This window comes from Streptomyces sp. NPDC085900 (assembly GCF_044540925.1).
In the GTDB taxonomy this organism is placed as follows: domain Bacteria; phylum Actinomycetota; class Actinomycetes; order Streptomycetales; family Streptomycetaceae; genus Streptomyces; species Streptomyces gilvifuscus.
Map to the genome: position 1 here is coordinate 396,932 of NZ_JBITSP010000009.1, position 13,622 is coordinate 410,553.

At 69.5% G+C, this 13,622-nt stretch carries 5 protein-coding genes, 1 tRNA gene and 1 rRNA gene; 1 reads left to right on the plus strand and 6 read right to left on the minus strand.

From position 1 onward, the window contains the following. Positions 1–208: 208 nt before the first annotated feature. The 3 genes from ACIGDI_RS30075 to ACIGDI_RS30085 form a co-directional block, all read right to left on the minus strand. Positions 209–2,905, minus strand: a complete 2,697-nt coding sequence (locus tag ACIGDI_RS30075; protein WP_399903068.1) for a DNA translocase FtsK — start codon at positions 2,903–2,905, stop codon at positions 209–211. 124 nt (positions 2,906–3,029) lie between these two features. Further along, entirely contained in the window at positions 3,030–3,713 is a 684-nt protein-coding gene (locus ACIGDI_RS30080; protein ID WP_200703440.1) for a two-component system response regulator, read from the minus strand. Between the two features lie 244 nt (positions 3,714–3,957). Then, positions 3,958–9,429 carry a HAMP domain-containing protein gene (locus tag ACIGDI_RS30085; protein WP_399903071.1) on the minus strand — a complete coding sequence of 1,824 codons (5,472 nt, stop codon included), beginning with the start codon at positions 9,427–9,429 and terminating at the stop codon, positions 3,958–3,960. A 377-nt stretch (positions 9,430–9,806) separates the two neighbouring features. Here ACIGDI_RS30085 and ACIGDI_RS30090 point away from each other — a divergent pair, with 377 nt between their 5' ends. Continuing rightward, the gene (locus tag ACIGDI_RS30090) at positions 9,807–12,560 is read left to right on the plus strand and encodes a SpoIIE family protein phosphatase (RefSeq protein WP_399903074.1); all 2,754 of its coding nucleotides are present in this window, start codon (positions 9,807–9,809) and stop codon (positions 12,558–12,560) included. A gap of 47 nt (positions 12,561–12,607) precedes the next feature. Here the strand turns inward: ACIGDI_RS30090 and ACIGDI_RS30095 are convergent. From ACIGDI_RS30095 to rrf, 3 genes are all read right to left on the minus strand, one after another. Further along, a tRNA-Thr gene (locus ACIGDI_RS30095) sits at positions 12,608–12,680 on the minus strand. A 76-nt stretch (positions 12,681–12,756) separates the two neighbouring features. Next, on the minus strand, positions 12,757–13,419 hold the full coding sequence (locus tag ACIGDI_RS30100; RefSeq protein WP_399903096.1) for a DegT/DnrJ/EryC1/StrS family aminotransferase: 663 nt from the start codon (positions 13,417–13,419) through the stop codon (positions 12,757–12,759). Between the two features lie 112 nt (positions 13,420–13,531). Then, positions 13,532–13,622 (minus strand): 5S ribosomal RNA (rrf, locus tag ACIGDI_RS30105); the annotation flags it as partial.

The window sequence follows — 13,622 nt, forward strand, 5'->3', positions numbered from 1 at the left end:
GGAGGTTCAGTCTAGGGGGGGTGCGAAAGGGTGGGGCAACCGGACGGTCGAGCTTGTTAGCCCATCGGTATGGCCGGACACGCCGATGGTCGGGCACGCGTTTGTCGCTTCCCTCAACTTGACGTACGTCGAAGGGAAACGGTTGCTCAATGATCCCTTACGGGTGAGTCACGATCGGACATCGGTGGCGCACCCGTACGGGCCTTTCTCAAGCCTCCCCGCGGATCACCGCGAGCACGCCGTCCAACTCGTCAGCCTTCACAAGAACGTCACGAGCCTTCGACCCCTCGCTCGGCCCGACGATGCCCCTGGACTCCATGAGGTCCATCAGCCGCCCGGCCTTGGCGAAGCCGACGCGCAGCTTGCGCTGGAGCATGGACGTCGACCCGAACTGGGTGGACACCACCAGCTCGGCCGCCTGGCACAGCAGGTCCAGGTCGTCGCCGATCTCCTCGTCGATCTCCTTCTTCTGCTTGGTCCCCACGGTGACGTCGTCCCGGAAGACGGGCGCCATCTGGTCCTTGCAGTGCTGGACGATCGCCGCGACCTCTTCCTCGGTCACGAAGGCGCCCTGCATACGGGTGGGCTTGCTCGCGCCCATCGGCAGGAAGAGACCGTCGCCCTTGCCGATCAGCTTCTCGGCGCCGGGCTGGTCGAGGATGACGCGGGAGTCGGCGAGCGAGGACGTGGCGAAGGCGAGCCGCGAGGGCACGTTCGCCTTGATCAGGCCGGTGACGACGTCGACGGACGGCCGCTGTGTGGCGAGGACCAGGTGGATGCCGGCCGCGCGCGCGAGCTGTGTGATGCGCACGATCGCGTCCTCGACGTCGCGCGGGGCGACCATCATCAGGTCGGCGAGCTCGTCGACGATCACCAGCAGGTACGGGTAGGGCTGGAGCTCGCGCTCGCTGCCCTCCGGGAGCTTCACCTTGCCGTTGCGGACGGCCTCGTTGAAGTCGTCGATGTGCCGGTAGCCGTACGCCGCGAGGTCGTCGTAGCGCAGGTCCATCTCGCGTACGACCCACTGGAGCGCCTCGGCGGCCCGCTTGGGGTTGGTGATGATCGGCGTGATCAGGTGCGGGATGCCCTCGTAGGCGGTCAGCTCCACGCGCTTGGGGTCGACGAGGACCATGCGCACGTCCTCAGGGGTCGCGCGGACCATGATCGACGTGATGAGGCAGTTGATGCACGACGACTTGCCGGAGCCGGTGGCGCCGGCGACCAGGACGTGCGGCATCTTCGCGAGGTTGGCCATCACATAGCCGCCCTCGACGTCCTTGCCGAGCGCGACCAGCATCGGGTGGTCGTCCTCGGCGGCCGCCGCGAGCCGCAGCACGTCGCCGAGGTTGACCATCTCACGGTCGGTGTTGGGGATCTCGATGCCGACGGCGGACTTGCCGGGGATCGGGCTGATGATCCGCACGTCCGGGCTGGCGACGGCGTACGCGATGTTCTTCGTCAGCGCGGTGATCCGCTCGACCTTCACGGCCGGCCCGAGCTCCACCTCGTAGCGGGTCACCGTCGGCCCGCGCGTGAAGCCGGTGACGGCGGCGTCGACCTTGAACTCCGTGAAGACGTTCGTGAGGGAGGCGACGACGGCGTCGTTGGCGGCGCTGCGCGCCTTGCCCGGACCGCCGCGGGTGAGGAGGTCGAGGGAGGGCAGCGCGTAGGTGACGTCGCCGGACAGCTGGAGCTGCTCCGCGCGCGCGGGCAGCTCGGCGGGCGCCTCCGGCGCGGGCTTGGTGAGGTCGGCGACCTCGACCTTGAGCTTCTCCTGCTTGGGGCGCGCGGCCGGGACGGGCGTCGGCGTGGGCAGCGTCTCCTCGCGGTCGCCCACGCTCACCCCCTGGGTGAGGTCGGCGACGACCGGCGAGGGCGGCATCCCGTGCATGACGGCACCGTCGAGCGCAGCCGCGGCGGCCGCCGCGACGTCCACAGCGTCCATCTGACGGCCCATGTCGGGCTGGGGCACCGCGGAGCGCCTGGGGCGGCCCCGACGCCGGGAGAGGGCCTCCTGCTCCGCGCCGTCGGGGTCGTACGGCTCGGCGGCGGATCCACGCCGGCGCTTCCGGGCGGGAATCGCCTCGCGCCACTGCTCGTCGTAGCGCTCGTCGTCCTCGGTGAATTCGCCCACGTGCGGGTCGTGGACGATCCCGAGCCGCACTCCGAGCAGCCGCAGCCGCTGCGGGATGGCGTTGACCGGGGTGGCGGTGACGACGAGCAGACCGAAGACCGTGATCAGCACGAGCAGCGGTACGGCGAGTACGTCGCCCATGGTGTACGTCAGCGGGGTGGCCGCCGCCCAGCCGATGAGGCCGCCCGCGTCCCTTATGGCCTGCATGCCGTCGCTGCGGGCCGGCGAGCCGCAGGCGATGTGGACCTGGCCGAGCACGCCGATGGCGAGCGCGGACAGGCCGATGACGATGCGGCCGTTGGCCTCGGGCTTCTCGGGGTGCCGGATGAAGCGCGCGGCGATGACCGCCAGCAGTATCGGCACCAGCAGGTCGAGGCGGCCGAAGGAGCCGGTCACCAGGATCTCGACGAGGTCGCCGACGGGGCCGCGCAGGTCGGCCCAGGTGCCGGCGGCGACGATCAGGGCGATGCCGAGGAGGAGGAGAGCCACGCCGTCCTTGCGGTGTGCGGGGTCGAGGTTCTTCGCTCCGTTCCCTATACCCCGAAAAACGGCGCCGACGGCGTGCGCGACGCCGAGCCACAGCGCGCGCACCAGCCGGTAGATGCCCCCGGTCGGGCTCGGCGCCGGCCTCGGCGGCGGCGCGGCCTTCTTCGCCGCGGCCTTCCTGGCGGGCGCCTTCTTCGCGGGGGCCCTTTTCGCGGCGGCCTTCTTCGCCGGAGCCGCCGCCTTCTTCGCGGGCTGCTTCTTGGCAGCGGAGGGACGTGAGGCCATAGGTGTGAGGTTACCGGTGGAGACGACGACGGACACGCGTGCCCACTGCTTCACCCGTTCGTGTCGCCCTTGACCGCGCGCGGAACTGACGCGTCCTCATGCGCAACTGCGCCTGGTGCGTGCGTCAGTTCTGCGAGGGCACCGAGGAGGTGTTCCCGGCGCCCGGCTCCAGCGCGTCCAGCGCCCGCCGCAAACCGGTGAGTTTGCGTTCGAGATGAGCCGCGGTGGCCACCGCCGCCGCGTCCGCCGAATCGTCGTCCAGCTGCTTGGACAGCGCCTCGGCCTGCTCCTCGACGGCCGCGAGCCGCGCCGACAGCTCGGCGAGCAGGCCGGCCGGCTCCTTGGCGTCACCGACCGCGGCCTTGTCCCCGCCGCCCTCCAACTGCAGGCGCAGCAGCGCCGCCTGCTCCCGCAGCTGGCAGTTCTTCATGTACAGCTCGACGAAGACCGAGACCTTCGCGCGCAGCACCCACGGGTCGAACGGCTTGGAGATGTAGTCCACCGCACCCGCCGCGTAACCGCGGAACGTGTGGTGCGGGCCGTGGTTGATCGCGGTGAGGAAGATGATCGGGATGTCCCGGGTCCGCTCCCGCCGCTTGATGTGCGCGGCGGTCTCGAAACCGTCCATGCCCGGCATCTGGACGTCCAGCAGAATGACCGCGAAATCGTCCGTGAGCAGTGCCTTGAGCGCTTCCTCCCCGGACGATGCCCGCACCAGTGTCTGATCGAGCGCGGAGAGGATGGCCTCCAGCGCCAGCAGATTCTCCGGCCGGTCATCGACCAGGAGGATCTTGGCCTTCTGCACCATGGCCCGCCCTCCTCGCCCCGGATGTGCACCGGGCGCCGCCCCTGGGGACGACTCCGTTACGCCGCCCGTCCTTGTGCCGGTCATCGTAGCCGCACCCCGCCTGTCGCCACACCCTGTCACCGTGATGTCACTGTGCACGTAGCAGAAACGGACCGGGAGACCAGAAGGTTCCCCGAATCCCGTACTTCTACACGGCGTCGGCCACACTGAGTCAGCAACTCCGTGTGAACGTCGATGATTCTCGTCACTCCCCCCGCATCCACTGCTCCATCACCGTCAGCAGGTGATCGGGGTCGACCGGCTTGGTCACGTAGTCGGAGGCGCCCGACTCGATCGCCTTCTCCCGGTCGCCCTTCATCGCCTTCGCCGTCAGCGCGATGATCGGCAGGCCCGCGAACTGGGGCATCCGACGGATCGCGGAGGTCGTCGCGTACCCGTCCATCTCGGGCATCATGATGTCCATCAGGACGACCGCGACGTCGTCGTGCTGCTCCAGGACCTCGATGCCCTCGCGGCCGTTCTCGGCGTACAGCACCGACAGACCGTGCTGCTCCAGGACGCTGGTCAGCGCGAACACGTTACGGATGTCGTCGTCGACGATCAGCACCTTCTGCCCGCCGAAGCGGATGCCCCGGTGCACCTGCGGCTGCGCGGCCTGCTCGTCGGCCGGCCACTGCTCGCCGGACACCGAGCTCTGGCCGGCGTCGAGCGCGTGCCTGCGGCGGCGCCTGAACAGCGCAGCGGCGCCGTTCTGGGCCTGCTGGTACGACTTCACCTCGGCCGGCGTCTCGATCTCCACGTCGGAGAGCTGGGAGAGGTCCGACGCGGCCACCAGATCGCTCGCCCCGAGGGGCGCCACGGGCTGCTGGTAGCCCTGCGGAGGCAGTTCGCTCGGATGCAGGGGCAAATAGAGCGTGAAGGTCGAACCGCGCCCCGGTTCGCTCTGCGCGTGGATCTCTCCGCCGAGCAGCTGGGCGATCTCCCGCGAGATCGACAGCCCCAGGCCCGTACCGCCGTACTTGCGGCTGGTGGTGCCGTCGGCCTGCTTGAACGCCTCGAAGATCACCCGCATCTTGCTGGCCGCGATGCCGATGCCGGTGTCGGTCACCGAGAAGGCGATCAGGCCGGCGTCCGGATTGCTGAGCGAGCCGGTCTCCAGCAGTTGCTCCCGGATCGCCATGGGCACGTCCGCGCCGGCCGGCCGGATCACCAGCTCCACGGAGCCGGAGTCGGTGAACTTCACGGCGTTCGACAGCAGGTTCCGCAGCACCTGGAGGAGACGCTGCTCGTCGGTGTGCAGGGTGGCCGGCAGCTCCGGCGAGACCCGTACAGACAGGTCCAGGCCCTTCTCCGCGGTCAGCGGCCGGAAGGTGGCCTCCACGTAGTCGACGAGCTGGACGAGCGCGATGCGTGTCGGGGAGACGTCCATCTTGCCCGCCTCGACCTTCGACAGGTCCAGGATGTCGTTGATCAGCTGCAGCAGGTCGGATCCGGCCCCGTGGATGGTCTCGGCGAACTCGACCTGCTTCGGCGTGAGGTTGGCGTCCGCGTTGTCGGCGAGCAGCTTGGCCAGGATCAGCAGCGAGTTCAGCGGCGTCCGCAGCTCGTGAGACATGTTGGCCAGGAACTCGCTCTTGTAGCGCATCGACACGGCGAGCTGCTCGGCGCGCTCCTCCAGGACCTGCCGCGCCTCCTCGATCTCGGTGTTCTTCACCTCGATGTCGCGGTTCTGCTGGGCCAGCAGCTCGGCCTTCTCCTCCAGTTCGGCGTTGGACGCCTGCAGCGCCTTCTGCCGGTTCTCCAACTCGGCCGACCGCTCCCGCAGTTGCTCGGTGAGCTCCTGCGACTGCTTCAGCAGCTGCTCGGTCTTGGTGTTGACCGAGATGGTGTTGACGCTGGTCGCGATCATCTCGGCGATCTGGTTGAGGAAGTCCTTCTGGATCTGCGTGAACGGCGTGAAGGAGGCCAGCTCGATGACGCCGAGCACCTTCCCCTCGAACAGCACCGGCAGGACGATCACCTGCGCGGGCGGTGCCTCGCCGAGGCCGGAGGAGATCTTCAGGTAGCCGCTGGGCGCGTTCTCCACCAGGATCGTGCGCTTCTCCTGGGCGGCCGTCCCGATCAGCGCCTCGCCGGGCCGGAACGACGTCGGCATGGAGCCCATCGAGTAGCCGTACGAACCGAGCATCCGCAGCTCGTACTGGTCCTCGGCGTCGGCGCTCAGGTCCTGGCCGTCCATCAGCGGCATCGTCAGGAAGAACGCGCCGTGCTGGGCGGAGACCACCGGCGTCAGCTCGCTCATGATCAGCGAGGCGACGTCCTGCAGGTCGCGTCGGCCCTGCATCAGCGCGGAGATACGGGCCAGGTTGCCCTTGAGCCAGTCCTGCTCCTTGTTGGCGATCGTGGTGTCGCGCAGGTTGGCGATCATCTTGTTGATGTAGTCCTGCAGTTCCTGGATCTCGCCGGACGCGTCGACGTCGATCTTCAGGTTCAGGTCGCCCCGGGTCACCGCGGTGGCCACGCGCGCGATGGCACGCACCTGCCGGGTGAGGTTCCCGGCCATCTCGTTCACCGACTCGGTGAGGTCGCGCCAGGTGCCGTCGACATCACGCACGCGTGCCTGACCACCCAGCTGACCCTCGGTGCCCACCTCGCGGGCGACGCGGGTGACCTCCTCCGCGAAGGACGACAGCTGGTCGACCATCGTGTTGATCGTCGTCTTCAGCTCCAGGATCTCGCCCCGGGCGTCGATGTCGATCTTCTTGGTCAGGTCGCCCTTGGCGATGGCCGTGGTGACCATGGCGATGTTGCGCACCTGACCGGTCAGGTTGGACGCCATCTGGTTCACGGACTCGGTCAGGTCCTTCCACGTGCCGGCCACGCCCGGTACGTGCGCCTGGCCGCCGAGGATGCCGTCCGTGCCCACCTCGCGGGCCACCTTGGTGACCTGGTCGGCGAACGAGCTCAGCGTCTTCACCATGGTGTTGAAGGTGTCGGCGAGCTGCGCGACCTCGCCGCGCGCCTCGATCGTCACCGTCCGCGTCAGGTCGCCGTTGGCGACCGCGTTGGCCACCTGGGAGATGTTGCGCACCTGCATGGTCAGGTTCTTGGCCATCAGGTTCACATTGCCGCTGAGGTCCTTCCAGATGCCCGTGACCCCCGGCACGTGCGCCTGGCCGCCCAGGATGCCCTCGGTGCCCACCTCACGGGCCACCCGGGTCACCTGCTCGGCGAAGGAGGACAGCTGGTCGACCATCGTGTTGACGGTCGTGACGAGTTCGAGGATCTCGCCCTTGGCGTCGACGGTGATCTTCTTGGACAGGTCGCCCTTGGCGACCGCCGTCGTGACCTCGGCGATCTGGCGCACCTGGATGGTCAGGTTGTTCGCCATGAAGTTCACCGACTGGGTGAGGTCCTTCCAGGTGCCGGAGACACCCTGCACCTCGGCCTGACCGCCGAGCTGGCCCTCCGTGCCCACCTCGCGGGCCACCCTGGTGACCTCCTCCGCGAACGACGACAGCTGGTCGACCATCGTGTTCAGCGTGTTCTTCAGCTCCAGGATCTCCCCGCGCGCGTCCACGGTGATCTTCTGGGACAGGTCACCGCGGGCCACCGCGGTGGCGACCTGGGCGATGTTGCGCACCTGGGCGGTGAGGTTGCCCGCCATGCCGTTCACGGAGTCGGTCAGGTCCCGCCACACGCCGGCCACGCCGGGCACCTGCGCCTGACCGCCGAGGCGGCCCTCCGTGCCCACCTCGCGGGCCACCCGGGTCACCTGATCCGCGAACCCGGAGAGCTGGTCGACCATCGTGTTGATGGTGTTCTTCAGCTCCAGAATCTCGCCACGCGCATCGACGTCGATCTTCTGGGACAGGTCACCCTGGGCGACCGCGGTGGTCACCTGGGCGATGTTGCGCACCTGGGCCGTAAGGTTCCCCGCCATTCCGTTGACGGAGTCGGTGAGCTCCTTCCACGTACCGGCCACACCCGGTACGACCGCCTGACCGCCCAGCCGGCCCTCGGTGCCCACGTCCCGGGCCATCCGCGTCACCTGGTCGGCGAAGGACGACAGCTGGTCCACCATCGTGTTCACGGTGTTCTTCAGCTGGAGCATCTCGCCGGAGACGTCCACGGTGACCTTCTGGGACAGGTCGCCGTTGGCCACGGCCGTCGTCACCTGGGCGATGTTGCGCACCTGGCCGGTGAGGTTGCGGAACGCGGTGTTGACCGAGTCGGTCAGGTCCTTCCAGGTACCGGCCGCGCCCGGCACCTGCGCCTGGCCGCCCAGCTCACCCTCGACACCGACCTCCCGCGCCACGCGCGTGACCTCGGAACCGAAGGACTGCAGCTGGTCCACCATCCCGTTGACGGTGTTCTTCAGCTCCAGCATCTCGCCGGCCACATTGACGGTGACCTTCTGCGACAGGTCGCCGTTGGCCACGGCCGTGGTCACCGCGGCGATGTCCCGCACCTGGATGGTGAGGTTCCGGAAGACCGTGTTGACGGAGTCGGTGAGGTCCTTCCAGGTACCGGCCGCGCCGGGCACGTTCGCCTGCCCGCCCAGCTGCCCCGCGGCACCGACCTCGTTGGCCACGCGCGTGACCTCGTCCGCGAAGATCCGCAGCGTCTCGGTCATCTGGTTGATCGTGTCCGCGAGCTGCGCGACCTCGCCGCGCGCCGAGACGGTCACCTTCTGCGACAGGTCGCCGTTGGCGACCGCGGTGGTGACCTGCGAGATACCGCGCACCTGGGCCGTCAGGTTGCCGGCCATGAGGTTCACCGAATCGGTGAGGTCCTTCCACACGCCGGCCACACCGGGCACCTGCGCCTGGCCGCCGAGCTCGCCCTCCGTGCCCACCTCGCGCGCGACGCGGGTCACCTCGGAGGAGAACGACGACAGCTGGTCCACCATCGTGTTGACGGTGTTCTTCAGCTCCAGCATCTCGCCGGCGACGTGAACGGTGACCTTGCGCGACAGATCGCCCTTGGCCACCGCCGTCGTCACCAGGGCGATGTCCCGCACCTGGGCCGTCAGCCGGTACGCCATCGTGTTGACGGAGTCCGTGAGGTCCTTCCACGAACCCGACATGCCACGCACGCGTGCCTGGCCGCCCAGCTTGCCCTCGGTGCCCACCTCGCTGGCCACGCGCGTGACCTCGTCGGTGAACGTCGACAGCTGGTCGACGAGGTTGTTCACCGTCCGCCCGACCTTCAGGAACTCGCCGCGCAGCGGATGTCCCGTCCCGTCCGGTGCCTGGGTGCGCAGCTCCATCCGGGGCGACAGATCGCCCTCGGCCACCGCGGACAGCACCCGGCCGACCTCGGAGACGGGCCGTACGAGGTCGTCCACGAGGGCGTTGGAGGCCTCGATGGCGGCCGCCCAGGAACCCTCGTAGGCACCCGTCTCCAGACGCTCGGTGAGCTTGCCCTCGCGGCCCACCATGCGCCGCACCCGGGACAGCTCGCCCGTCAGATGCAGATTGCGGTCGGCCACCTCGTTGAAGACGGCGGCGATCTCCGACATCACGCCGTCGCCGGAGACGGTCAGCCGTTTCCGGAAGTTCCCGTCACGCATCGTCACGAGCGCTGCCAGCAGTCGGTTCAGGGCCGCCGTGTCCACCTCGGTGGTGCCACCGCGTGGTTTGCGCTGGTTGTCCAGGGACTGTCCGCCTTTCGCGCGCGTCTTAGTGCCCCGCGTCGCTGCGCCAGACTCCACTGTGTCCCTCCCGCAGGGGTCGACCGTTACTGCTGTGCTCCGCCACTACTGCTCGCGGTACCCGTTACTGCTACGTATTCCTGCCGGATATACCAGGCCGCACCTCGGGCTGCTGCCCGCTGCATACAGAAGTCACTCGGCCTGCCCGGACCTTCACAAGAAGCTTGCCCAGTGTTTCACCCCGGCCGAACCCGGCCATAACAGTTCGGCAGCTTCGCACATCGTCCGCACACCCTCTGGGCGGAAACACTGCAGACCGGCATCCGCACGGCCGTCGAAGGTAAGTAACCTTGCATGCGGCTGTCCAGCCGCGCCGGTCCGTCCGGCCTGGGCGGTGGTACGAGAACGAGCGGGCATCGGAGGGACGGCCGGACACCATGACCACCGGACTGATCCCCGGGGGACAGCCCCCGGAGCGGCCGACGGGCACACGCATGCCGCATCAGCGGGGCGAGCCGGTCGGCCACGGAGCCCTGCACGTCGACAACAGGCCGAGGAGTTCTGTGATCACCGCGCGCGCGGCCGCCAGCTTCGAGCCCGTCGGGCGATCCGTAGCGACCGCCCGCTCCTTCGTCCGCGACACCTTGCAGGGCTGGGGCTTCGCCGACATCGTCGACGACGCCGTCGTCCTCACCAGCGAGCTGGTGACGAACGCGGTGGTGCACGCCGGCACCTCCGCCGACGTCCTGTGCCTGCGCACCGACGAAGGCGTACGGGTCGAGGTCGCCGACCGCTACCCGGAACGCGAGATCCCCCTCCAGGGCTCCCCGGTCAACATGGGCAGCCCCGACCGCGAGGGCGGGCGCGGACTCCAGCTGTGCGCGGCGCTGGCCGGCCGCTGGGGCGTGGAGTACACGCCCACCCACAAGCAGGTCTGGTTCCAGCTCGACCTCCCCGAGCGCGCCGTGGGCACGCGCGCGGCGGGCCCCTCGCTCCCCGCCGACCTCCTCCCGCTCGCCGACGGCAGAGTCCGCGTGGCGGTCGTCCAGATCGACCGCACCGGCTCCATCACGTCGTGGAACGAGGACGCGGAGGAGCTATTCGGCTACCCGGCCGAACAGGTGATCGGAAAGCCCCTCACCGATCTCGCCGCCTGGCCGCACACCCCCGGCACCAGCACGGGCATCGCGGAAGCGCTCCAGCTCTCCCGCTGGGAGGGCAGCTACGGCATAAGAGGCGCCAACGGCCGGGTGACCCCGGTCTACGCCTCCCACCTCCGCGTCCGCGACACGGGCGGTGAACCCTCCACCGTCTGCCTCCTCGTCCGCGACCACGAACGGGCCGTCCTGCAGACACCGCTGCGCGGTCCCGCCTCCGACTCCGTCACCAACGCCGAGGGCCAGAGCACCGACCCCTTCGAGGTGTTCATCGGCTCCCCCGCCCCCGACGACCTCGACGGCCTCCTGCAGCGCACCGTCGAGCGCGCCCGCGACATGCTCGACGCCGACTCGGCCTTCCTGCTCCTCGCGACCGACGACGAGACGGAGCTGGAGGTCCGCGCCTCGACCGGCCTGCCCTCCGCCCGGCAGCGCTTCGCGCGCGTGCCCGTCGAGGCGGGCCCCGGCCGCTACGGCTCGGCCCGCATGCCGGCGGTCCACGACGACCTGGCGGCCGTCCCGGGCGCCGTACCGCTGCTGAGCGGCACGGGCATGCGCTCGGTCGTCACGGTGCCCCTGAAGGTCGAGGGCCGCCTGACCGGCTCCCTGGGCGTCGCGGCGGAGTCCCCGGGCAGATACTCCAACGAAGAGGCACTGCGCCTGCAGTTCGCGGCCGACCGCATCGCACTGGCCGTCGAGTCGGCGCGCCTGGGCGAGCTGGAGCGGCTGCGCAGGGGCTCGCTCAGCTTCCTGGTGGAGGCCTCCGACCTGCTGGCCGGCACCCTGGACCGCGACCAGACCCTGGCCCTGATGGCCCAGATGACGGTCCCCACGCTGGCCACCTGGTGCGCCGTGTACACGATCGCGGACCAGGCGTCCGAGCCGTACCTGTCGTACGTCCTGCACGAGGACGAGGAACTCATCGACGGCATCAAGTCGTTGCTCTCCAAGATCTCCCCTCCGGACCCGGTACCGACCCCGGGCGCGCGCGTCTGGTCCGCCCCCGGCGAGGTCGCCCACCAGGCGGCCCTGCGCAGCTCCATGCGCAGCCTCGGCCTGTCCGGCGGCCCCACCCGCCAGGTCGCCTCCGGGATCGGCCCCACGCTCGCCACGGCGTCCGCCGTGGGCGGCGAGACGGTCGTCCTGCCGCTGGTGGCCCGCAACCGCGTCATCGGCATGCTGACGCTCGGCAAGCCCACCGACGAACACTTCCGCCAGGAAATCCTGGAACTGGCCGAGGACTTGAGCCGAAGGGCCGCCCTGGCGCTGGACAACGCCCGCCTGTACTCGGAGCGCACGGCCATCAGCCAGTCCCTCCAGCGCAGCCTCCTGCCGCCCGAGCTTCCCGAGATCGACGGCGTCGAGGTCGAGGTCATCTACCGCGCGGCCGGCGAGGGCAACGAGGTCGGCGGCGACTTCTACGACCTCTTCCCGATCAGCGACGGCGCCTACGGCTTCGCCATCGGCGACGTCTGCGGTACGGGCCCCAACGCGGCGGCCGTCACGGGTCTGGCCCGCCACGCCCTGCGGCTGCTCGCCAGAGAGGGCCTGAGCGGCCCGGCGGTCCTGGAGCGCCTGAACTCCGCGATCCTCGACGAGGGAGCCCGCAGCCGCTTCCTGACCCTCCTCTACGGCGAGTTGCGGCCCCAGGAGGACGGCAGCGCGGAGTTGAAGGTGGTCTGCGCCGGCCATCCCCTGCCGCTCCGCCTCCGCCAGGACGGCACGGTCGAGCCGGCCGCCGAGCCCCAGCCGCTGCTGGGCGTCATGGAGGACCTCGATCTGTACGAGGAGACGGTCACCCTCGACCCCGGTGACGTCCTGCTGTGCGTCACGGACGGCGTCACGGAGCGCCGCGAGGGCACGCGCATGCTGGGCGACGACGGCCTCACCGACGTCCTCACGACGTGTACGGGCCTGACGGCGGGCGCGGTCGCCGCACGGATCATGCGCGCCGTCGAGCGCTTCGCGTCGGACGCCCCGTCCGACGACATGGCCATCCTGGCGATGCGGGTCCCGGGCCTCCAGAAGGACTGAAAACGAAAAGAACCCCCGCCCGAAAGGGCGGGGGTTCTTTTTGTCGGAGCCCCCTAACGGAATCGAACCGTTGACCTTCTCCTTACCATGGAGACGCTCTGCCGACTGAGCTAAGGGGGCCTGTCGCCTTCTCGGGGTATCCCCCGCGGCAACGGAATAGATCATACCCCGAACACTCGGGTGCTCCCAACCACGCTCAGAAGGCCGGCTGGAGCAGCCCACCCAGCGCGTTGCACGCGCCCACGACGCGCTGCATGTCCCGCTTCGTCAGCGCGGCGTCCACGGGCAGTGCGAGGGTCTCGTCCGCGGCCCGCTCGGTCTCCGGCAAGGACACGCACCGCCGGAATTCCGGCAGCCGGTGCACCGGCGTCTTCACCGGCACCCGGCACTCAACTCCGCGCGCCCGCAAGGCTCGTGCGAAGGCGTCCCGGTCCGGTCGCCCGTTTCCCGGCACCCGCACCACGTACTGCTGGTAGGTGTGCCCGTCACCGCCGTCGGGCGGGCGCACACCCCGCAACTTCGCGTCGAGATAGGCGGCCCGCTCCCGGCGCTGCGCGATCTCGTCGTACGGCGCCTCGGACTCGCCCTGCTCCAGCACCAGAAGTCCGTGCCGCTGACCGACGGCGTGCAACCGCGCGATGTCGGCGGGCCGTCCGAAGCGGTGTACGACAACGACGGCCGCGGTACGCGGAGTTGTCGCCGCCTCCACGGCGGACGCGTCGAGGCAGTAGGTGACCGGATCTATGTCGGCGAACACCGGCAGCGCTCCGGCCATGGCGACGGCCTCGGCGATCTCGACGTTCCCGAAGGCCGGCACGACGACCTCGTCACCGAGTCCGACACCGGCGGCCCTGAGCATTGCAGCAGTACCCATGCTGTGGATGGTCGTTGCGCAACGTGAACTTCAAGTGACGTGAAACAAAAAAGGGTTGGTCCCGGAACCTAAGTTCCGGGACCAACCCTGAATAATTGTTCGGCGGCGTCCTACTCTCCCACAGGGTCCCCCCTGCAGTACCATCGGCGCTGTAAGGCTTAGCTTCCGGGTTCGAAATGTAACCGGGC

What these genes read in the sequence shown, in the direction of transcription:
- ACIGDI_RS30075 (WP_399903068.1), bottom strand. Translation starts at nt 2,905, where the DNA reads ATGGCCTCACGTCCCTCCGCTGCCAAGAAGCAGCCCGCGAAGAAGGCG.
- ACIGDI_RS30080 (WP_200703440.1), bottom strand. Translation starts at nt 3,713, where the DNA reads ATGGTGCAGAAGGCCAAGATCCTCCTGGTCGATGACCGGCCGGAGAAT.
- ACIGDI_RS30100 (WP_399903096.1), bottom strand. Translation starts at nt 13,419, where the DNA reads ATGCTCAGGGCCGCCGGTGTCGGACTCGGTGACGAGGTCGTCGTGCCG.
- ACIGDI_RS30090 (WP_399903074.1), top strand. Translation starts at nt 9,807, where the DNA reads ATGACCACCGGACTGATCCCCGGGGGACAGCCCCCGGAGCGGCCGACG.